Genomic DNA, 20,326 nt, shown 5'->3' with positions numbered 1-20,326 from the left:
AAAAAAGAAACAGACTGCTCAATATAAAACTTGAGCAGTCTGTTTCTTTAAATCGTGTTTATACGTGTTTATAGATCTTCTGTTTTAATTTCGTAATAGCCCTCGTAATAATAACTCGCATCAATTCCTTTAAAGAATTGTTCTTTTCCTAAATCATCGGTTAAAGCCTTTTGAATCAAATATTTTAATTCATTGGTGCTGACTGTACTACGGATCATGGCATTTAAATAGTCATCCTTATCAATTTGATTCCAATCGACGATTTTGTGTAGTTTATTTTTAAGAATTAAATCCAACCAGATACGAGTGGCTCGTCCATTGCCTTCCCTAAAAGGATGCGCCACATTCATATCCGAATACTTATCAATAATTTCATCAAATGTTTCTTGAGGTAATTTATCAATATATTCAAGTGTTTGCGCTAAAAAAATACGTGGCGCAAATTGAAAGTTTCCTTTCGCAATATTCACTTCTCGAATTTTTCCTGCAAAGTCGTAAATATCTTGGAATAAAAACTGATGAATATCAGATAAGCCTTGAAACGTCCCAATTTCCAGATCCTCTATTTTGCCAGACTCAAACAATTCTTTGGCTCTTTTTTTCGTTAATAACTCTTCTTGTTTAGCTAATTCTGCTGAATTTGTTAACCCTAATTTATTTTCTAAAACCACAGGATTACCTCACTCTCTATTTTTTCGGAAAGATTCTTTTAAAGATTTTTGGACGTTTATCTAACCAAGTCGTTGAAGCTTCATACATCAATCGAAAACTGCCATAGATGCCAGCACCGATTAATCCAAATCCACCTAATCCAAGAATGACTGCCCCATAAGGATGTTTAGGCTGTATTTCCATCACTGTGTCATACAAAATATGCAACCCCCAACCATCCCAGATCCCTTTATAAATCCATCGTCCGATGAGAATACCGACAACTAAGAAACAGAACAGGCAGACAATGTTCGCAATCAGAATACCGTAACGTTCGACAATCTCACGTTTGCGATCTGCTTTTATCTGCTCTTTTTGATCATTCAGTTCTTTTTTCAAAGCGAGTAATGCTTGTTTTTCATCTTGAATGTCTTTCAGTATGGTCGCTTTTAAGTTTTCTGCCTCTAAACGATGGAGTTGTTCTTGAATGGCAGACTCCATTTTTTGATTCGCAACAGCTTCTATTTTTTCTTGGTAGTCCCGAAACTCTTTATTGACCTCTTGACGGACTAAGCGGTCTAGTTCTGGAACGTTACTGAAATCAATTTTGCCATTTTTATAAGCATTTAATACTTGAACAACGAGTTGTTCATCTTTATTCATCGACTCATCCCCCGATCATGATCTTTTGTTGGTTTCTTTTCGGACTGTACGTCTCTATTCGCTTGTTTTTCTAGGCTTTTCTGTTGTTCTTGCTCGTAATTTTTCATGTCCTTTGAAAAACGACGTTCAAAATCATCGAGGATTTTCTCTTTTGTTTGCTTTAATTTTCTTGTAACGCGTTGAGTAAGTTCTGGTACTCGTCCTGCAAACTGTTTGATTGTGTCAATAAATCGATTAGTTGTTGATTCTCGTTTGAGAGCTTCTGATTTTCTTGGTTCAATTGCTTGTTCAAGGCTAACAATTTCTGATTCTCTTTGTTGAGTGTCTCGCTCAAGCGGAGTAATCGCTGGTTCTCGTTGTTCAACAGCTCTAAATTCGTTTTGTCTTGCTCGGTTTTCCAACTCATGTAAAATGGTCTCCCTTCCAAAATCAGAACCCAATCGGGTCTCTCGTGCTCGTCTTTGCTTGTTATTGGCGTCTAAAAAGGCGTATGAGAACGTTTGGCCTCTTTCTGATAGAATTACACCATTATCGGATAAACGCTCTTTAAACGTCTCATATGAGCTCACAGAGACATCTTGAAGCGATTTATTGATTCTTTCTCTCAAATCATCCATGTAAGAATACTCATTTTTGGCGATTAGTTCTTTTTCTGTCTCTGTTTGGCGCTCTTTTGGTGGCTCTAAAATGTGCCAGTTTTCTCTAGAAGCGAGTCGATCATTCATTTCTCGTGCTCGTTGAACGCTTTCTCCTTTTTGTTCTCTTAATTTCTTTCCTGTCTCTAAATTGACCTTATTGACAATGATGTGGTTGTGTAAGACGTGATTTTTTCCGTCTAAATGCGTATACACAGCACTTTGATGGTTAGGATAGAGATTTTCTGCTAACTCAACGCCTAAATCATTGGCTTTTTGCCAGTCTTTTTGAACTTTCGGATTCAGTTCATCTAAGGCGAAAGATTGGGTAATACGCAAGACTTGATTGGATTCTTTGGTTTGGTTATGAAGTTGTCGAACGACATCGAATTGTTCTTTGGCGATAAAGGGATCAATCCCGTTGGTTCCACCCACGGCAACTGCCCGACAATTTGTCAGCTCCACAGGACGTTCCAATTGATGGTCTTGTAGCCACTGTTCAGTTTTTTCATGCATGGGTCTGTCTTGACCTAAAGCATAATTAAGGGCGCTCGCTGCACTTGCGCCATTGCTTATTTTTGCAATTGTTGCCATAACTCTTGATACCCCTTTTGAGCTTGAGCGAGTACGCCGTACGTATAGCGTAAAGCCTCGATCAGCTCTTTATCTTGGTTGTCCATCCGATCGAATTGATTGAGTTTCTTGGCGATTTGATTTAAATTGGTTCCTTGTTTTGAGAGTTCTAATAATAAAGTTTTCGCTTGGTCATGTTCGAGATAAGGTTTTTTTAAATGAGATTTTTGTGCTAATTTTTTCGCATAGAGATTCGGAGAGAGTCCATATGTTTCTCCTGAAATTTTCAGCTTATTGTATTGTTCTTCAGATAATCGAAATTGAATGTACTTTGTTTGATTTTGTGATACTTCTTTCTGACCCATAAATAGCCTCCTCAAAGATAAAATGCCCCAGCGCTCATTATTCAATCGCCCTTTGTCATTGATTTTGTAATAAGCATTGCGCCCTATTCGGTTACAATCATTATAACAAAATAGACCATATAAATCCATAAATACTACAAGCTATCACATTGTAATACAAAGCACTTCGTTCTTGTATTACAATGTGGCTTGAAAAGGGGGAAGTTTCACTTTCCCCTTTTATTCCCTTTGGATTGTGTCGATTTGCTTTACGCAAACGCCACCTACCCATTTTATTTTTATAAAATGGGCAAAAGATCTTTCTTTTTGTCATACAAAAAGAAGAAAAAAAGAGACGATTTTCTTCTTCCGAAATCGTCCCTCTTTTTTCTAAAACCATGGATAAACGAACAAAAAATCTCTCGTATTTTGTTTGTTCATCCACTAAAAATATGCGAACAGTATGGCTTCATTCAATCCTGTTCTTACAAGTCAAAAGCATCGAATCGTCCTCGGACGATTCAACAAAAAAAGTAGTCGTTTTTGGACGACTACTAAGTTCTAAACATTTCCATAATGAGTAAGTGCATCAATTTGTAAACTAAGATTTTGATCATCCGTACTCACTCGAGCATAGCCAAAAATCGGCTCTATAATTTAAAGGACTGATGAATCAAATTTTGATTCATCAGTCCTTTTTTAGTTTATTTAAATATAAAACATGTCGTCTATCTAGTAAAATTTAAGTACGACCAAAAATCTAAGATAGAAAGGACGACATGTCTTGAATAATCATATCAAAAAAATGCTACGAATTACAGATGAACATTTAGATTTAACAAATACGGAGGAATATAAAATTAAAGGGAAGAACACTTTAGTTATCTTTGGAGTCTATTCTCCCATGCCTTCGGCTTGTAGGAACTGTGGTTCAACTATTGTTGATAATGAAGGGAAAAGTGTAGTTGTTAGAAATGGAAAAAAGGAAGTAACTATTCAGTTAGATTCTTATCAAAATATGCCCACTATTTTAAAACTGAAGAAACAACGATTCCATTGTAAAAGCTGTTCGCACAATTGGACGGCACAGTGTTCTATTGTTGAAAAAAACTGTCATATCAGTAAATTTATTACTTTGAAAATTTTAGAATTATTAACTGAGAAAATCTCTATGACATTTATAGCTAAACAATGCCACGTTTCATTAACTACAGTTTTAAGAGTTCTTAAGTCAGTTGAATCACAACTCCCGCAACAACTTAAACCACGGAGTTTTCCAGAAGTTTTAATGGTAGATGAGTTTAGATCTCACGCTAGTTATGAAGATAAAATGAGCTTCATATGTGCTGATGGAGAAACAGGTGAATTAGTAGATATTTTACCTAGTAGGAAATTAGATAAAATAATCCCTTACTTCAATCGCTCTCCGTTGGAGGAAAGGGAAAAAGTTAAATTTTTAGTAACAGATATGAATGCTGCTTACTTTCAATTAACTAAAAATGTCTTTCCTACTGCTAAATTAATCATTGATAGGTTCCATATTGTGAAGCATTTGAACACCGCTTTTAATGATTTTAGAGTCCGAGAAATGAAGAGATTAATTACCAATAAGAAAAAGTCAAAAGCAAATAAATTAAAATCAAACTGGAAATTACTTCTAAAAAATCAAACAAATATTTCCATTTCAGAGTTCAAAACTTGGAGAAGTTTTCCTTCTCCAAAGTACCATCTTTTAACGGAATCTATGGTGATTGATCGACTACTCTCATTTTCTTCTGAACTAAAAGAAGCTTATGACATTTTCCATTTATTAATGTATCACTTTAGAAACAAAGATGACCGTTCCTTTTTCGAACTATTGAAAAATCTACCTGATAGCTTGGATACACAATTTAGAGATAAAATAGAAAATCTGATTTCCTATGAAGAAGGTATTAGAAACGCTCTTAAATATAATTTTTCCAATGGAAAAATTGAAGCTAAGAACACTCATATAAAAACACTTAAAAGAGTTTCCTACGGATTCAACTCATTTACAAATATGCGTATAAGAATTTTCTTGATAAACGGCCTTATTAAAATTAAATAACTAAAAAAGATGATAAATCTGAGAGTAATCTCAAGTTTATCATCTTATATATCCGACTCATCAGTCCGATTTGACAAAGAGCCCAAACTCAAAAGGTCTTCACATAGCGATTATATCTAATAAAAATTCATTAATTTTTTTACATTTTCAACAACCAGAATGTATCATTAACACTTTTACATCCTTATTGCATAACTCAAAAATTACATAACTTCCAATTCTCTCATCAACTGTTCCCATTCATTAAAATAATTACCCTGACACCTTTTAACATCATCAATTGATTTTTGTATTTCCGTCAGTACTATATAATCAGAAGAATTGTTTGGTTCAGAAATAATTTTATTCAATCTTTCTAATTCTTCATCATATTGATTTATTAACACTTCAAGTTTTTCAATTCGTTTCTCCTTCTTAACCTTCTCCTTCTCAATGGAGTTACGATCGCCTTTTACTGTGTTATTTTTCTCTACTTTCTGCTCAACTTTAATGTTAATAAATGGCTTTTCAGAATTCATCCTTTTTTTCTCGTACTCACCATAAGTGGATTGTACAAACTCTACACCATCCTTATCAAAAACAAGCAATCTGTCAGCAATCTTATTAGTAAAATATCTATCATGTGACACAAAAATAATTGTACCTTGATAACTGCATAAGATATTCTCTAAATTCTCTTTTCCAATAATATCCATGTGGTTTGTCGGTTCATCTAAGATTAAAACATTAGTACGTTTATATAATAATTTACATAATGTCAATCTAACCTTTTCTCCACCTGACAAAGAGGACACCGGTCTAAAAACATCATCTCCACTAAACTGAAATGAGCCAAGAGCAGTTCTGACCTCTGTGTCATTTAGCTCAGGGTATTCGCTTTGAAAAATTTCGAATAGTGTATCATCTCCACTGATTTGAGCAAGCTGTTGGTCAAAATAGCTAATTTCAACATTGTATCCGAATTTAAAATCTCCAGACAATGCTGCCACACCATCCATAAGTGTTTTAAGCAACGTGGATTTACCAATACCATTACTCCCAACAATTCCAAGCTTCTGTCCCCTTTCAAGGTTGAAATTAACCTTTGCAAGAGGAGTATCATAGCCTATCACAAGTTCTGAAGCACTTAATACTTGCCTTGAACTACTGATTCTCGGTTGAAATTTAGACATATAAGTTTTTGTATCGTATTGGTCTGGTGCATTTAATATTTGCATACGCTGTAATAATTTAATTTTAGATTGCACCATTTTAGCTTTCGTAGGTTTATAACGAAAACGTTCAATCAAGCGTGTAATCCTTTCAATTTCTATCTGTTGCAAGTCGTAATCTTTTTGCTGTTTGATATGATTTTCTCGTTTTTGCTCCTCAAAGGCTGAATAATTACCTTTATAACATTTGGTCTCTCCCCATTCGATTTCATAAACCTTATCCACAATTCGATTAAGAAACATTCTATCATGGGAAATAATAACCAATGTAGATTTATAACTTCTCAAATAACTCTCCAACCATTGTATTGTTTCTATATCAAGGTGGTTAGTAGGTTCATCAAGTAATAGAATGTCTGGCTTTGTTAAAAGTATTTTTATAAAAGCTATCTTAGTTCGCTGACCACCTGAAAATTCAGAAATGGGTTTTTTATCATCTGCTTCAGTAAAACCCATACTACGAATCATCGTTTCATATTCTTTTTGGTAGGTTAGACCTCCAAGAGCCATATACCTTTCACTGATATCAGAGTATTCATTGATGATTTTATCATCATATTGATTCTCCATTTTATCTATCAGCTGTTTCATCTTGTTTTCCATATCAATAAGCGTCTTAAATACCGTACGGACTTCATCCACCATTGATATACTTTCATCTTCAAAAGGCATCTGTCTTAAATAGCTAATATAAGGGTTACCGGTCTTTATTACTTGAAACTCACTTTCACCAGTTCCTTCTTCTAATTCAATTTCGCCTATAATAGCTTTTAGCAAGGTTGTTTTTCCACATCCATTTCTACCAACAATAGCAATCTTTTCATTATCATTGATTTCAATACCGATGTTTTCCAACACCATATTACCATCATAGTAAACGGCACCATTAATTATTTTGTATTGCATTTTCATATCCTCCTTTGCGTTAGTACTAGCAATTGCAAAGGTGGCTTTGGACAATAATTATTCTACTCCATGTAAAGCTTGTCACAGCCACCTATACATGGAGTTCTTTAAATGTTACTATAGTTGTAGATTTCATTTGCTTCTACCTCCTATCGATTATTAATATAATTCAATTGCCACCTTATTGTACCAAGTCGCTAGCGCAATGGCTAGCCTAAGTTTTAGCTTACACCCTTTCTGGTAAAAGTAAAGTAACTGATCTGTTATCTCATCTGGCACCAGATTCCCGATAAACCCTGCTGTTCCCGTCAACAGAAACCGCAGCCACACTGGAAAAAGATACAAAAGGATTGCCGCAATTGATTCTTTGCATTAGCCATCAGCTTTACAAATCACTCTTTCTATATTCAAAAGGCGTTTTTCCTGTTTCTTTTTTAAACACGGATGTGAAGTAACTTTGTGAGTTAAATATAAGATATTCACTAATTTCTGATATTGACTGATTCGTATATACCAATAGAAATTTGGCATATGCTATTTTCTCCTTCTTAATGTATGCACCAACAGTCATACCTATATCTATCTTGAATTTACGCATGAAGTGATACTGACTTAGACCAATTTCTGTGCATATTGACTGAATGGTGAGCTGACGGTTGATATTTCTTTTAATCATCCTGACTGCTTTTGCTATGTCTGAAGAGACACCAGATACTCTATAATCTGCAGTACTTAAAGCGAAATGCTCCAAAATACTGTTATACATAGCAACGGACTCTTCTCTTTTTCTCAGAGAACTAAAGCGATTTCCGTAATAGCTACTGATTGCACCTGACATTTCAATAGGAAGACCGCCAGCAATAGCATAGTACATCGATAGATACAGACAGAATGTCAGCATGGATTTTGTTGATTGTTCATTATTACAAAATTCAAAAAGTGCATTAAGGTAATCTTGATCCCGGTTCAGCTGTTTAAGTGTAGTTATATCACCATTTTGGACAAGCTCAAGTCTTGTTCGTAAGTCCTGATAACTTTGTTCAATCGTCCGCTTTGAAAGCTCAGACGTTTGTAGTCCCATGATATCAGTCGAAAAAAATTGTACCAGTTTATTCACTAAACTCTCAATAGAAAAAGATAAATTCTTATCTAATGCAAAGTAATACATCATCACACATATTTCACTAAACTTTCTGATATCGAGCACAGTCCATTCATTGTCATTGCTTCCCTGATAAATCATCAATGGGTTAATGTTCTCTACCATCACTGGACCAATCTGAACGTACATTGCTTTATCATCAGATTCAAATGTGCATCGGACAGCACCAAGAGGATGAACTCCGATTCTGAATCCTGGTAAATCTTCAATCCAATATTGGCTCATATCATAATCAATAGGAAACAAATTCTTGTCAACTTCAATATTACCAAGAGCTATGTTTATATTCTTGTCATCTTTTATTAGAACTGAAATTTTATAGGTTGAGTGAAATACCTGTGCGAGATGGCAGATTTCTTTTATTCTTTCTTTCTTCATAGTTTTGACAACCCTTGTCTGTACCTTTCAAAAGTATTTTATAATATAGTATAACATATTTTGAAAAGGGATATATCGAGATTAAAAAGTGCTAGCGCACCAGTCGGTAGCGTCAGCACTTCTGTTGAAAACTTTAAATAGAATGTGAAGCATTATATCCACTCAGCACGGCGCCACTTATTTTGGCCTCTCCACTTGCATCGCCGATTACGATAGTTGGATACCCTGCAGTTTTAATTTCTTTTACAAGTTCAAGTCCGAATGGTTTCACGCCAAGTGATGCGACAACGTGGTTACAGTTAAATTGCTTGATTTCACCTTCTTGAACATATTCAATATGGTCTTTGGTAACTTTCGTTACTTTAGCGTTCAGATTGATTGTAACGTGAAATTCCTGTAATTCAGCCATAAGTTCTGCAATTGTTCCAGAACCAGTTGCAAACATGCTGGCCATTTCAAAAATCTGAACATTGCAATTCTTTTCTTTTGACAGATATACTGGCTCTATAATTTAAAGGACTGATGAATCAAATTTTGATTCATCAGTCCTTTTTTAGTTTATTTAAATATAAAACATGTCGTCTATCTAGTAAAATTTAAGTACGACCAAAAATCTAAGATAGAAAGGACGACATGTCTTGAATAATCATATCAAAAAAATGCTACGAATTACAGATGAACATTTAGATTTAACAAATACGGAGGAATATAAAATTAAAGGGAAGAACACTTTAGTTATCTTTGGAGTCTATTCTCCCATGCCTTCGGCTTGTAGGAACTGTGGTTCAACTATTGTTGATAATGAAGGGAAAAGTGTAGTTGTTAGAAATGGAAAAAAGGAAGTAACTATTCAGTTAGATTCTTATCAAAATATGCCCACTATTTTAAAACTGAAGAAACAACGATTCCATTGTAAAAGCTGTTCGCACAATTGGACGGCACAGTGTTCTATTGTTGAAAAAAACTGTCATATCAGTAAATTTATTACTTTGAAAATTTTAGAATTATTAACTGAGAAAATCTCTATGACATTTATAGCTAAACAATGCCACGTTTCATTAACTACAGTTTTAAGAGTTCTTAAGTCAGTTGAATCACAACTCCCGCAACAACTTAAACCACGGAGTTTTCCAGAAGTTTTAATGGTAGATGAGTTTAGATCTCACGCTAGTTATGAAGATAAAATGAGCTTCATATGTGCTGATGGAGAAACAGGTGAATTAGTAGATATTTTACCTAGTAGGAAATTAGATAAAATAATCCCTTACTTCAATCGCTCTCCGTTGGAGGAAAGGGAAAAAGTTAAATTTTTAGTAACAGATATGAATGCTGCTTACTTTCAATTAACTAAAAATGTCTTTCCTACTGCTAAATTAATCATTGATAGGTTCCATATTGTGAAGCATTTGAACACCGCTTTTAATGATTTTAGAGTCCGAGAAATGAAGAGATTAATTACCAATAAGAAAAAGTCAAAAGCAAATAAATTAAAATCAAACTGGAAATTACTTCTAAAAAATCAAACAAATATTTCCATTTCAGAGTTCAAAACTTGGAGAAGTTTTCCTTCTCCAAAGTACCATCTTTTAACGGAATCTATGGTGATTGATCGACTACTCTCATTTTCTTCTGAACTAAAAGAAGCTTATGACATTTTCCATTTATTAATGTATCACTTTAGAAACAAAGATGACCGTTCCTTTTTCGAACTATTGAAAAATCTACCTGATAGCTTGGATACACAATTTAGAGATAAAATAGAAAATCTGATTTCCTATGAAGAAGGTATTAGAAACGCTCTTAAATATAATTTTTCCAATGGAAAAATTGAAGCTAAGAACACTCATATAAAAACACTTAAAAGAGTTTCCTATGGATTCAACTCATTTACAAATATGCGTATAAGAATTTTCTTGATAAACGGCCTTATTAAAATTAAATAACTAAAAAAGATGATAAATCTGAGAGTAATCTCAAGTTTATCATCTTATATATCCGACTCATCAGTCCGATTTGACAAAGAGCCATTATTGTGTTATTATCACAATATGAGAAAGGAGGCAAAAAGTAATGGGAATTGATTTCATTAATGTCGAGTTTAGAAAGCATGTAAAAGTTTCAGGGGATTTAGGTACAACGGGATCAGTATGTCCTTTTTCACAAAAACAAAAAATGGAAACACTACCGGAAAACTTTTTGCCTCCTTTTATATAATGGGCAAAAATTTATGAATCTATTGCATTTGTAAAAATGCATACGAATGATTAGGCACCGGTTGTTAAACTGGTGCCTTTTTTTTGTTTGATCAGTTCAGTTAGTTTGGAGAACCGAATCTTTAATCATGCTGTAGAAATATGGTGAGTTCGTTGATTTGGTTTTACAATATAAATAGATATGAGGTGAGGTTTATGGTGAAAGCAGTGGATTTAGCCTCCTAAAATCACAATATATTTTAGGAGGAAATAAAATGAAAAAGGATAGTAAATCTAAAGAAATGATTCAATCTGAAAAAAGGGGTTCTACTAGGCTTTTAATGATGGTACTCTCCCTATCTGTACTTGTAGGTTCAATTACGGCTGATTCAGTCAATCCCGTACTTCCACTAATAAGCAAAGCTTTAGAAGCTTCGAAATCTCAAGTGAGTTGGATAGTTAGTGGTATTGCACTTGTTCTTGCGATTGGAGTTCCGATTTATGGTCGAATCTCAGACTTTTTTGAGTTACGAAAGCTATATATCTTTGCCATTATGATTCTGGCAAGTGGTAGTCTTTTATGTGCAATTGCCCCGAACCTCCCATTGTTGGTTTTGGGAAGAATGGTTCAGGGTGCTGGGATGTCCGCAATTCCAGTTCTATCAGTCATTGCAATTTCGAAGGTTTTCCCACAAGGAAAACGTGGGGGAGCTTTGGGAATTATCGCAGGAAGTATTGGTGTTGGAACTGCTGCTGGTCCAATATTTGGTGGAGTAGTTGGTCAATATTTAGGGTGGAATGCCTTGTTTTGGTTCACATTTTTGTTAGCCATTATGATTGTTATTGGTGCCTACTACGCGTTACCGACAATTAAACCGGCAGAATCCGTAGGAAGCAATAAGAACTTTGATTTCATTGGTGGTTTATTCCTCGGCCTCACAGTAGGATTACTCCTTTTTGGCATCACTCAAGGAGAAACTTCTGGTTTTTCTTCGTTCTCATCGTTAACTAGCCTAATTGGTTCTGTTGTAGCTTTGGTGGGATTTATTTGGAGAATTGTTACCGCAGAAAATCCATTTGTACCACCTGTCCTGTTCAATAACAAGGATTATGTCAATACGGTCATAATTGCATTTTTTTCGATGTTTGCTTATTTCGCTGTTCTTGTGTTCGTCCCATTACTAGTCATTGAGGTGAATGGACTCTCTTCTGGACAGGCTGGAATGATATTGTTGCCAGGTGGTGTGGCTGTTGCAATCTTATCTCCCTTCGTTGGCCGTCTTTCTGATCGATTTGGGGATAAACGTCTGATAATTACTGGGATGACTCTGATGGGGCTGTCTACCTTATTCTTGTCCACCTATGCATCTGGTGCTTCACCTCTGTTAGTTTCCGTGGGGGTCCTCGGAGTAGGGATTGCTTTTGCATTCACGAATTCTCCCGCAAATAACGCCGCAGTAAGTGCACTCGATGCAGACAAGGTTGGTGTCGGAATGGGGATTTTCCAAGGTGCTTTGTACCTTGGAGCAGGAACTGGAGCAGGTATGATTGGAGCATTATTATCCGCTCGACGTGATGCTACTGAGCCGATAAATCCATTATATATATTGGACGCTATGTCCTACTCAGATGCGTTCCTTGCAGCTACAGGGGCAATACTCATTGCCTTAATAGCTGGATTAGGTTTAAAAAAGCGTGGGTAATAACTTAGTTATGTAAAGATTAGTTATTGTTTAGTTCATCTTCTATAGTTTAAGCTGTAAATAAATAGCTTAGGAATCACGCAAATTTGAATTTCTTAGAATAGAATACTTTTAAGTAACTCAACTTTCGTACACTGTTTTATTGGTGCGAAAGTTGAGTATGTTAAGGATGAAACAATGAAAACATTGGTGATCGTTTCTCACCCAGATATGCCAAATTCTCGAATCAATAAAGTTTGGGTAGAAAAAGCAGCGTCTTATTCAAACGAAATTACCATTCATGATCTTTATAGAGAGTATCCTGATTTTATTATAAATGTAAAAAGAGAGCAGGAATTAGTTGAAAATCATGATAATATTATTTTTCAATTTCCATTATATTGGTATAGTTCTCCTTCATTATTAAAAAAATGGATCGATGAAGTGATTATATATGGATGGGCTTACGGATCAAAGGGTAAAAGAATATTTTATAATCGAAAATTAGGATTAGCTATATCAGCTGGCGTAAAAAAAGGTGAATTTACAAGTATGGGTAAAAACAAGCATACATTAACCCAGATGTTAACACCATTCAAATCTTTATGTGCATAGATTCATGCTGAATATGTACCAGAGTTTGTACTTTACGGTGCTAATTCGGATATGAAGGGCGAAGAGATACAGAAAAGTGCTAATGAGTATTTGCAATATATTAAAAAGTATTATTTAAGAGCGTTTCTAATACCTTCTTCATAGGAAATCAGATTTTCTATTTTATCTCTAAATTGTGTATCCAAGCTATCAGGTAGATTTTTCAATAGTTCGAAAAAGGAACGGTCATCTTTGTTTCTAAAGTGATACATTAATAAATGGAAAATGTCATAAGCTTCTTTTAGTTCAGAAGAAAATGAGAGTAGTCGATCAATCACCATAGATTCCGTTAAAAGATGGTACTTTGGAGAAGGAAAACTTCTCCAAGTTTTGAACTCTGAAATGGAAGAGATTCTTAAAGGTTATCATAATAAAATAGAGACATACCACTTACAAAAAAGTTATCGCTCAAGTGGGGCTATTACTGAAACTTTTAATGAATTAATTGCTTCAAATCGCCAAGTAGAGCCTGTACAGGCAAAAGGTGAGCCAGTTGTTAAAACTAAAATTAAGAGCAATCAAGACTTTAAAGTTTTAGTTGAAAACAAGTTAGCTGAAAAAGAAGTATCAGCAGTGACGAGGCTCTATAATTTAAAGGACTGATGAATCAAATTTTGATTCATCAGTCCTTTTTTAGTTTATTTAAATATAAAACATGTCGTCTATCTAGTAAAATTTAAGTACGACCAAAAATCTAAGATAGAAAGGACGACATGTCTTGAATAATCATATCAAAAAAATGCTACGAATTACAGATGAACATTTAGATTTAACAAATACGGAGGAATATAAAATTAAAGGGAAGAACACTTTAGTTATCTTTGGAGTCTATTCTCCCATGCCTTCGGCTTGTAGGAACTGTGGTTCAACTATTGTTGATAATGAAGGGAAAAGTGTAGTTGTTAGAAATGGAAAAAAGGAAGTAACTATTCAGTTAGATTCTTATCAAAATATGCCCACTATTTTAAAACTGAAGAAACAACGATTCCATTGTAAAAGCTGTTCGCACAATTGGACGGCACAGTGTTCTATTGTTGAAAAAAACTGTCATATCAGTAAATTTATTACTTTGAAAATTTTAGAATTATTAACTGAGAAAATCTCTATGACATTTATAGCTAAACAATGCCACGTTTCATTAACTACAGTTTTAAGAGTTCTTAAGTCAGTTGAATCACAACTCCCGCAACAACTTAAACCACGGAGTTTTCCAGAAGTTTTAATGGTAGATGAGTTTAGATCTCACGCTAGTTATGAAGATAAAATGAGCTTCATATGTGCTGATGGAGAAACAGGTGAATTAGTAGATATTTTACCTAGTAGGAAATTAGATAAAATAATCCCTTACTTCAATCGCTCTCCGTTGGAGGAAAGGGAAAAAGTTAAATTTTTAGTAACAGATATGAATGCTGCTTACTTTCAATTAACTAAAAAGGTTCTGTTGCAAAGTTTTCTGATAAGTCTATTTTAGTGTAAAATGAATAAAAATGACAGCGAGGATATATCAATGAACTATTTTAAAGGTAAACAATTTCAAAAAGATGTGATTATTGTCGCTGTTGGTTATTATCTACGTTACAATCTAAGCTATCGTGAAATTCAAGAACTCCTTTATGATCGTGGGATTAACGTTTGTCACACAACTATTTATCGTTGGGTACAAGAATACAGTAAAGTCCTCTATCATCTCTGGAAAAAGAAAAATAGACAGTCCTTCTATTCGTGGAAAATGGATGAAACTTATATCAAAATCAAAGGTCGTTGGCATTATCTCTATCGTGCAATTGATGCGGATGGATTGACTTTAGACATCTGGCTACGCAAGAAACGGGATACTCAAGCTGCTTATGCGTTCTTGAAACGACTACATAAACAGTTTGGTCAACCAAGAGTAATTGTCACGGATAAAGCGCCCTCTATTGGTTCTGCATTTAGAAAGTTACAGAGTAACGGTTTATATACTAAGACAGAGCATCGAACCGTGAAGTATCTCAATAACCTCATTGAGCAAGACCATCGACCAATCAAACGACGCAATAAATTTTATCGAAGTCTACGAACTGCCTCAACCACGATTAAGGGCATGGAAACAATTCGAGGAATATACAAAAAGAACCGAAGAAATGGAACGCTCTTCGGATTTTCGGTATCTACTGAGATTAAGGTCTTAATGGGAATATTAGCTTAAGAACAAGAAGGATTATAAACCTTGTATTTGATTTTTAAACTTTGCAACAGAACCCTATTTGCATTGATAAATTTTTATCAAAGTTAATTGAACGCATAAGTATGGAAGGAGAGATAAAATTATGACGAAATACTCGCATCTATTTACAGAAGACTATCTTCGGGGAAAACGTGTTAAAAATCGCATCGTAATGTCGCCTATGGACACAAACTTAGCCAACCCTGACGGCTCCATGAGTGAAAACATTATAACCTATTATCTTGAACGTGCCAAAGGTGGCGCGGGGATTATAATCACAGGAGGCGTTATCGTAGATTTTCCGGTCGGTAATCCTACTGGTGTTCCAGAGTCCATTGAGGACAGAAAACATATTGCCGCTCTGGCAACTCTTGCTAGGGGAGTTCAATCGTATGGAGCACTTTTGATTCCGCAGATTCATCATGCCGGGGCACAGGCACAGTTGTCTACTACTGGAGGGTTGAGTCCTGTTTGTCCCAGCGCGGACGCTCCTATAGAACATCTCCCGATTCGCTATTACCATGCAGAGGATAAGGATACGCTTCACACATTAACAACTGATGAAATTAAGAAAATTGTACAAAAGTTTATACAGGCTGCGATTAATTGCAAGGACGCAGGTTGTGATGGCGTCGAGGTACATGCGGCTCATGGATATCTAATCAATCAGTTCCTTTCACGTGATGCAAACTTCCGTGACGATGAATACGGATGCCAAAGTCTTGAGAACAGAATGCGTTTTGGAGTTGAAATTATTTCAGGCATTCGTCAGGCAGTTGGTAAGGACTTCATCGTCGGTGTGCGCATTCCAGGAAAAGAAAATACCAGTCGCGGTTTGACAGATGATGAGTGCATTACCATTGCACAAACATTTGAAAAAGCAGGCGCTGACTTCCTTGATGTAAGCTATGGTACTTCAGCCGATAGTTCTAGGCAGTGCGAGGCATACATACGTCCACAAGGTACTAAAGTGGAATATGCTGCAAGGATAAAAAAAGCAGTTTCTGTTCCTGTCATGTGTGTTGGAAATCTCAGAGAACCGCAATTTTGTGAAAATGTTCTGGCTGAAGGCAAAGCGGATTATGTTTCTCTTGGTCGTCAGTTGATTTGCGATCCGTATTGGCCGCAGAAAGCTGAGGAGGGTAGGGAAAAAGAAATCCTCAAGTGCGTCTCCTGTATGGAGGGCTGTATCAATAACATTACTTTGGGCGGGCGTCCAGTTAGATGTGTGTTGAATCCGACAGCGGGTGTGGAGATTTTGAAGGTATACGACACAAAGCCTCAAGCATCCAAAAATATTGTTGTAATTGGTGGAGGACCTGGAGGTATGCAAGCTGCGGTAACGGCTTCAGAACGAGGACATAAAGTAACTCTTTTTGAAAAAGAGGACAGGCTTGGTGGACAGTTGAATATTGCACACGTACCGCCTGAAAAGTACCGATTGAAGGGAATTACTGAGTGGTACGAAAATGAGCTTACAAGGCTTGGCGTAGATGTAAGGCTTGGTACTTGTGCCACACTTGATGAGATTCAAAAGATTAACCCGGATAAAGTAATCGCTGCCACAGGCGTTCGTCCTAGCGTACCACCGATCGAAGGAATTGAATCAACAGTAAGCACATGGTCTGTATTAGATGATTCTGTAAAGATTCCGGAAGGCAGCACGGTGGGAATACTCGGCGGTGGAGATGTAGGTTGTGAAACTGCAGTATATCGGCTCTTTGTCAAATCGGACTGATGAGTCGGATATATAAGATGATAAACTTGAGATTACTCTCAGATTTATCATCTTTTTTAGTTATTTAATTTTAATAAGGCCGTTTATCAAGAAAATTCTTATACGCATATTTGTAAATGAGTTGAATCCATAGGAAACTCTTTTAAGTGTTTTTATATGAGTGTTCTTAGCTTCAATTTTTCCATTGGAAAAATTATATTTAAGAGCGTTTCTAATACCTTCTTCATAGGAAATCAGATTTTCTATTTTATCTCTAAATTGTGTATCCAAGCTATCAGGTAGATTTTTCAATAGTTCGAAAAAGGAACGGTCATCTTTGTTTCTAAAGTGATACATTAATAAATGGAAAATGTCATAAGCTTCTTTTAGTTCAGAAGAAAATGAGAGTAGTCGATCAATCACCATAGATTCCGTTAAAAGATGGTACTTTGGAGAAGGAAAACTTCTCCAAGTTTTGAACTCTGAAATGGAAATATTTGTTTGATTTTTTAGAAGTAATTTCCAGTTTGATTTTAATTTATTTGCTTTTGACTTTTTCTTATTGGTAATTAATCTCTTCATTTCTCGGACTCTAAAATCATTAAAAGCGGTGTTCAAATGCTTCACAATATGGAACCTATCAATGATTAATTTAGCAGTAGGAAAGACATTTTTAGTGGTTCTGTTGCAAAGTTTAAAAATCAAATACAAGGTTTATAATCCTTCTTGTTCTTAAGCTAATATTCCCATTAAGACCTTAATCTCAGTAGATACCGAAAATCCGAAGAGCGTTCCATTTCTTCGGTTCTTTTTGTATATTCCTCGAATTGTTTCCATGCCCTTAATCGTGGTTGAGGCAGTTCGTAGACTTCGATAAAATTTATTGCGTCGTTTGATTGGTCGATGGTCTTGCTCAATGAGGTTATTGAGATACTTCACGGTTCGATGCTCTGTCTTAGTATATAAACCGTTACTCTGTAACTTTCTAAATGCAGAACCAATAGAGGGCGCTTTATCCGTGACAATTACTCTTGGTTGACCAAACTGTTTATGTAGTCGTTTCAAGAACGCATAAGCAGCTTGAGTATCCCGTTTCTTGCGTAGCCAGATGTCTAAAGTCAATCCATCCGCATCAATTGCACGATAGAGATAATGCCAACGACCTTTGATTTTGATATAAGTTTCATCCATTTTCCACGAATAGAAGGACTGTCTATTTTTCTTTTTCCAGAGATGATAGAGGACTTTACTGTATTCTTGTACCCAACGATAAATAGTTGTGTGACAAACGTTAATCCCACGATCATAAAGGAGTTCTTGAATTTCACGATAGCTTAGATTGTAACGTAGATAATAACCAACAGCGACAATAATCACATCTTTTTGAAATTGTTTACCTTTAAAATAGTTCATTGATATATCCTCGCTGTCATTTTTATTCATTTTACACTAAAATAGACTTATCAGAAAACTTTGCAACAGAACCCAATTCTGGAACTTTCTTTTTAACTGAATCATCTATTTTCGCCATAGTCCCCACCATTTTCTTGGTTTTTCTTGTTCTTCTATCCTTTTTTGATCTTTGATTTGTTTCTGCAAAGTTTCCAACTGCTCTTTAAGAGCGTTCACTTCATCTTTATATTGATTGTCTAAGTGTTTGGATTCTGTTTCCTCTGAGGGCATTTGGAGAGATTTTAAGCTGTCATTTTCTGCTTTGTATTCTTCTAACAACTTTTTATCTTGTAAGGCTAGTCGTTGTTGCTGATCTAAAAGATTTTGCATTTGCGATATTTGGCTATCTTTATTTTCTAGTTGCTTATCTTTAACAAATAACTGTTGTTCTAGTATTTTAACTACAGATAAATCAGCATTTGTGGGGTTACTAGTATCGGTTGCCTTGTCGTTACCAGTTGTGTTACTAGTGGTAAAGTGTTGTTTTAACAACATATATCCAGTATAGGTTACTACTAAAGTTTTCACTCCGTTACTAGTAACGGTTTCCACATGGTTTGCTCTAAATTCTTCGGTTAATCTTTTCCTGACCGCTTGTTTCGATACGTTAAATTCGTCTGCAAGCTCCTTAATAGTTTTTAAATTCTCACTCATGATAATTCCTGCCTTTTTACCGTAGGTAGGTATTGTTCAATGGCTTTTTTGAGATACTTCGCTACATTACGTTTGGAATAAGCTTCTTGTTTGCTGGCAACATAAGACAAGTGCTCTTTCACGCCATTAAGCCCTCGTAATTCTTTCAGCTCGTCATAGAGAGGGTACACGTGCGCCTGCAATCCTGCCATAAGTGACGTATCGGTCATTTCATAAGGACTTAATAGCATATTATCCAACAAAAGTTTCGTGTATTTACTTTTTAATGCTTTCCCTGCTAAAAGTTCTTCTGCTTGTTCTTTATTTTCTTTATCCTGCAAATAAATAGGGTCTTGTTCTTCCAGCTTGTAGAAGTCATTTCGTGCGACTGGTTTCTTCGTGATATGAAAGACAATAGAATCAATCGAACGCCCTTTTTTGACTTTCTCATAGGTCACGTTAAAAGAGGTATGAGCGTTCATTTCTTCTAGTGGTTTGTTTAATACCTTTTTAGTGAAATTATTCATATCTTTATATTCATTGATAGTGTCAGTCATTATTCTTAGTTCTTTAACCGATATTGAGGGATTGCGATAGCTTTCTACTTGGTCGGCTCTCCGTCCACCCTTCACGCTGTAATGCTCGTACTGGTTGTAATTCATGGATAACCAACGGTAGAGAATAATGGAATACTTGCTATTTAATTCTGCTATATCCGATAAGGCATGTTGCGTGAAATTCTTTTTAAGATTGACTAAGTAAGGGATAATTTCAGGACTAAAACGAATCAACACTTCATCGTTGTAATCTGTCCACTTTACGTAAGGAATTGGCACAATGTTTTCAAATTCAAAACCATGTTCTTTTTTTTCTTTGATTTTAAAAAAGGCTTGTTTTTGCATTTTCTCAACCGCTTCTTTGAAACGACTATGCTTGTCATTGTCGGACACCTTAAAGAAAGCGAAAAGGTCTCTTTTAGAAAGATAAACCGTATTGTCTTCCAATGGTTTTTCCGTATCAATGCAAGATACGGCTAACTCAAACATTTTCAAGGGCGTTTTATCCATTTTAGCAATAGAGGTTATCAAGCTGTTATGCTCCACGACTTTGCGTTTTTCAAGTTCATTCAAGGTTAGCACCTGCTTTTGATTGTTTTGTTTTTCTGATATAATAGGCAT

21 protein-coding genes and 2 pseudogenes are annotated in these 20,326 nt (G+C 35.3%); 9 read left to right on the top strand and 14 right to left on the bottom strand.

Going from position 1 to position 20,326, the window contains the following annotated elements:
- Positions 1–68: 68 nt before the first annotated feature.
- From fic to P3G65_RS11610, 6 genes and pseudogenes are all read right to left on the bottom strand, one after another.
- Entirely contained in the window at positions 69–671 is a 603-nt protein-coding gene (gene fic, locus P3G65_RS11635) for a protein adenylyltransferase Fic (protein ID WP_062810218.1), read from the bottom strand.
- 16 nt (positions 672–687) lie between these two features.
- Positions 688–1,314 (bottom strand): mobilization protein, encoded by a 627-nt coding sequence (locus P3G65_RS11630; protein ID WP_284071374.1) that lies wholly within the window; start codon positions 1,312–1,314, stop codon positions 688–690.
- Positions 1,311–2,543 carry a relaxase/mobilization nuclease domain-containing protein gene (locus tag P3G65_RS11625; protein ID WP_284071373.1) on the bottom strand — a complete coding sequence of 411 codons (1,233 nt, stop codon included), beginning with the start codon at positions 2,541–2,543 and terminating at the stop codon, positions 1,311–1,313. Before P3G65_RS11625 ends, P3G65_RS11630 begins: the two co-directional genes overlap by 4 nt.
- Positions 2,522–2,887, bottom strand: coding sequence for a plasmid mobilization relaxosome protein MobC (gene mobC, locus P3G65_RS11620; RefSeq protein ID WP_284071372.1), 366 nt, complete (start codon positions 2,885–2,887; stop codon positions 2,522–2,524). Before mobC ends, P3G65_RS11625 begins: the two co-directional genes overlap by 22 nt.
- 100 nt (positions 2,888–2,987) lie before the next feature.
- Positions 2,988–3,311: a cytochrome B gene (locus P3G65_RS11615; RefSeq protein ID WP_284071371.1), complete on the bottom strand. Its 324-nt coding sequence runs from the start codon at positions 3,309–3,311 to the stop codon at positions 2,988–2,990.
- A 125-nt stretch (positions 3,312–3,436) separates the two neighbouring features.
- Positions 3,437–3,511, bottom strand: a pseudogene (locus P3G65_RS11610) (recombinase family protein); the annotation flags it as partial.
- Between the two features lie 139 nt (positions 3,512–3,650).
- Between P3G65_RS11610 and P3G65_RS11605 the strand changes: the two are divergent.
- On the top strand, positions 3,651–4,955 hold the full coding sequence (locus P3G65_RS11605) for an ISL3 family transposase (protein ID WP_089202021.1): 1,305 nt from the start codon (positions 3,651–3,653) through the stop codon (positions 4,953–4,955).
- A gap of 203 nt (positions 4,956–5,158) precedes the next feature.
- On the opposite strand, the gene optrA is transcribed toward P3G65_RS11605, so the two are convergent.
- The 3 genes from optrA to P3G65_RS11590 form a co-directional block, all read right to left on the bottom strand.
- Entirely contained in the window at positions 5,159–7,126 is a 1,968-nt protein-coding gene (gene optrA / locus P3G65_RS11600) for an ABC-F type ribosomal protection protein OptrA (RefSeq protein WP_306723681.1), read from the bottom strand.
- A 331-nt stretch (positions 7,127–7,457) separates the two neighbouring features.
- The gene (locus tag P3G65_RS11595; RefSeq protein WP_002360186.1) at positions 7,458–8,612 is read right to left on the bottom strand and encodes an AraC family transcriptional regulator; all 1,155 of its coding nucleotides are present in this window, start codon (positions 8,610–8,612) and stop codon (positions 7,458–7,460) included.
- A 133-nt stretch (positions 8,613–8,745) separates the two neighbouring features.
- Positions 8,746–9,066: a hypothetical protein gene (locus P3G65_RS11590; RefSeq protein WP_284071370.1), complete on the bottom strand. Its 321-nt coding sequence runs from the start codon at positions 9,064–9,066 to the stop codon at positions 8,746–8,748.
- Between the two features lie 184 nt (positions 9,067–9,250).
- On the opposite strand from P3G65_RS11590, the gene P3G65_RS11585 reads away from it, so the two are divergent.
- From P3G65_RS11585 to P3G65_RS11570, 4 genes are all read left to right on the top strand, one after another.
- Positions 9,251–10,555 carry an ISL3 family transposase gene (locus P3G65_RS11585; protein WP_089202021.1) on the top strand — a complete coding sequence of 435 codons (1,305 nt, stop codon included), beginning with the start codon at positions 9,251–9,253 and terminating at the stop codon, positions 10,553–10,555.
- 127 nt (positions 10,556–10,682) lie between these two features.
- Complete coding sequence (locus P3G65_RS11580; RefSeq protein ID WP_002360221.1) at positions 10,683–10,826, top strand: hypothetical protein; 144 nt, start codon at positions 10,683–10,685, stop codon at positions 10,824–10,826.
- Positions 10,827–11,079: 253 nt separating this feature from the next.
- Positions 11,080–12,507 carry a chloramphenicol/florfenicol efflux MFS transporter FexA gene (gene fexA / locus P3G65_RS11575; protein WP_065813868.1) on the top strand — a complete coding sequence of 476 codons (1,428 nt, stop codon included), beginning with the start codon at positions 11,080–11,082 and terminating at the stop codon, positions 12,505–12,507.
- 177 nt (positions 12,508–12,684) lie between these two features.
- Entirely contained in the window at positions 12,685–13,101 is a 417-nt protein-coding gene (locus P3G65_RS11570) for an NAD(P)H-dependent oxidoreductase (RefSeq protein WP_000855243.1), read from the top strand.
- 110 nt (positions 13,102–13,211) lie between these two features.
- Here the strand turns inward: P3G65_RS11570 and P3G65_RS11565 are convergent, their stop codons facing one another.
- Positions 13,212–13,421: a transposase gene (locus P3G65_RS11565; protein WP_172440482.1), complete on the bottom strand. Its 210-nt coding sequence runs from the start codon at positions 13,419–13,421 to the stop codon at positions 13,212–13,214.
- Between the two features lie 61 nt (positions 13,422–13,482).
- On the opposite strand from P3G65_RS11565, the gene P3G65_RS11560 reads away from it, so the two are divergent.
- From P3G65_RS11560 to P3G65_RS11545, 4 genes are all read left to right on the top strand, one after another.
- Entirely contained in the window at positions 13,483–13,743 is a 261-nt protein-coding gene (locus P3G65_RS11560) for a hypothetical protein (protein ID WP_089202020.1), read from the top strand.
- A 136-nt stretch (positions 13,744–13,879) separates the two neighbouring features.
- Positions 13,880–14,611, top strand: a complete 732-nt coding sequence (locus P3G65_RS11555; RefSeq protein ID WP_284071378.1) for a transposase — start codon at positions 13,880–13,882, stop codon at positions 14,609–14,611.
- A 36-nt stretch (positions 14,612–14,647) separates the two neighbouring features.
- Positions 14,648–15,328 carry an IS6-like element ISS1S family transposase gene (locus P3G65_RS11550; RefSeq protein WP_010890648.1) on the top strand — a complete coding sequence of 227 codons (681 nt, stop codon included), beginning with the start codon at positions 14,648–14,650 and terminating at the stop codon, positions 15,326–15,328.
- A 121-nt stretch (positions 15,329–15,449) separates the two neighbouring features.
- Positions 15,450–17,084 (top strand): FAD-dependent oxidoreductase, encoded by a 1,635-nt coding sequence (locus tag P3G65_RS11545; protein WP_284071377.1) that lies wholly within the window; start codon positions 15,450–15,452, stop codon positions 17,082–17,084.
- A gap of 60 nt (positions 17,085–17,144) precedes the next feature.
- On the opposite strand, the pseudogene P3G65_RS11540 reads toward P3G65_RS11545, so the two are convergent.
- The 4 genes and pseudogenes from P3G65_RS11540 to P3G65_RS11525 all read right to left on the bottom strand — a co-directional run.
- A pseudogene (locus P3G65_RS11540) lies at positions 17,145–17,741 on the bottom strand (transposase); the annotation flags it as partial.
- Positions 17,742–17,795: 54 nt separating this feature from the next.
- On the bottom strand, positions 17,796–18,476 hold the full coding sequence (locus tag P3G65_RS11535) for an IS6-like element ISS1S family transposase (protein ID WP_010890648.1): 681 nt from the start codon (positions 18,474–18,476) through the stop codon (positions 17,796–17,798).
- Between the two features lie 105 nt (positions 18,477–18,581).
- Positions 18,582–19,169 (bottom strand): DUF536 domain-containing protein, encoded by a 588-nt coding sequence (locus tag P3G65_RS11530; protein ID WP_014386284.1) that lies wholly within the window; start codon positions 19,167–19,169, stop codon positions 18,582–18,584.
- Complete coding sequence (locus P3G65_RS11525; RefSeq protein ID WP_014386283.1) at positions 19,166–20,326, bottom strand: RepB family plasmid replication initiator protein; 1,161 nt, start codon at positions 20,324–20,326, stop codon at positions 19,166–19,168. The genes P3G65_RS11530 and P3G65_RS11525 overlap by 4 nt, the downstream gene beginning before the upstream one ends.

Source organism: Lactococcus sp. bn62, from assembly GCF_029492705.2.
GTDB lineage: Bacteria > Bacillota > Bacilli > Lactobacillales > Streptococcaceae > Lactococcus > Lactococcus petauri.
The sequence above is the reverse complement of the archived record's forward strand: the minus strand, read 5'-3'. Positions and strand labels throughout refer to the sequence as shown.

Coding starts and splice junctions, on each gene's coding strand:
- P3G65_RS11630 (WP_284071374.1), bottom strand. CDS start 1,314: ATGAATAAAGATGAACAACTCGTTGTTCAAGTATTAAATGCTTATAAA.
- P3G65_RS11625 (WP_284071373.1), bottom strand. CDS start 2,543: ATGGCAACAATTGCAAAAATAAGCAATGGCGCAAGTGCAGCGAGCGCC.
- mobC (WP_284071372.1), bottom strand. CDS start 2,887: ATGGGTCAGAAAGAAGTATCACAAAATCAAACAAAGTACATTCAATTT.
- P3G65_RS11595 (WP_002360186.1), bottom strand. CDS start 8,612: ATGAAGAAAGAAAGAATAAAAGAAATCTGCCATCTCGCACAGGTATTT.
- P3G65_RS11590 (WP_284071370.1), bottom strand. CDS start 9,066: ATGGCCAGCATGTTTGCAACTGGTTCTGGAACAATTGCAGAACTTATG.
- P3G65_RS11580 (WP_002360221.1), top strand. CDS start 10,683: ATGGGAATTGATTTCATTAATGTCGAGTTTAGAAAGCATGTAAAAGTT.
- fexA (WP_065813868.1), top strand. CDS start 11,080: ATGAAAAAGGATAGTAAATCTAAAGAAATGATTCAATCTGAAAAAAGG.
- P3G65_RS11570 (WP_000855243.1), top strand. CDS start 12,685: ATGAAAACATTGGTGATCGTTTCTCACCCAGATATGCCAAATTCTCGA.
- P3G65_RS11565 (WP_172440482.1), bottom strand. CDS start 13,421: ATGGTGATTGATCGACTACTCTCATTTTCTTCTGAACTAAAAGAAGCT.
- P3G65_RS11560 (WP_089202020.1), top strand. CDS start 13,483: ATGGAAGAGATTCTTAAAGGTTATCATAATAAAATAGAGACATACCAC.
- P3G65_RS11555 (WP_284071378.1), top strand. CDS start 13,880: ATGCTACGAATTACAGATGAACATTTAGATTTAACAAATACGGAGGAA.
- P3G65_RS11550 (WP_010890648.1), top strand. CDS start 14,648: ATGAACTATTTTAAAGGTAAACAATTTCAAAAAGATGTGATTATTGTC.
- P3G65_RS11545 (WP_284071377.1), top strand. CDS start 15,450: ATGACGAAATACTCGCATCTATTTACAGAAGACTATCTTCGGGGAAAA.
- P3G65_RS11535 (WP_010890648.1), bottom strand. CDS start 18,476: ATGAACTATTTTAAAGGTAAACAATTTCAAAAAGATGTGATTATTGTC.
- P3G65_RS11530 (WP_014386284.1), bottom strand. CDS start 19,169: ATGAGTGAGAATTTAAAAACTATTAAGGAGCTTGCAGACGAATTTAAC.
- P3G65_RS11525 (WP_014386283.1), bottom strand. CDS start 20,326: ATGCCTATTATATCAGAAAAACAAAACAATCAAAAGCAGGTGCTAACC.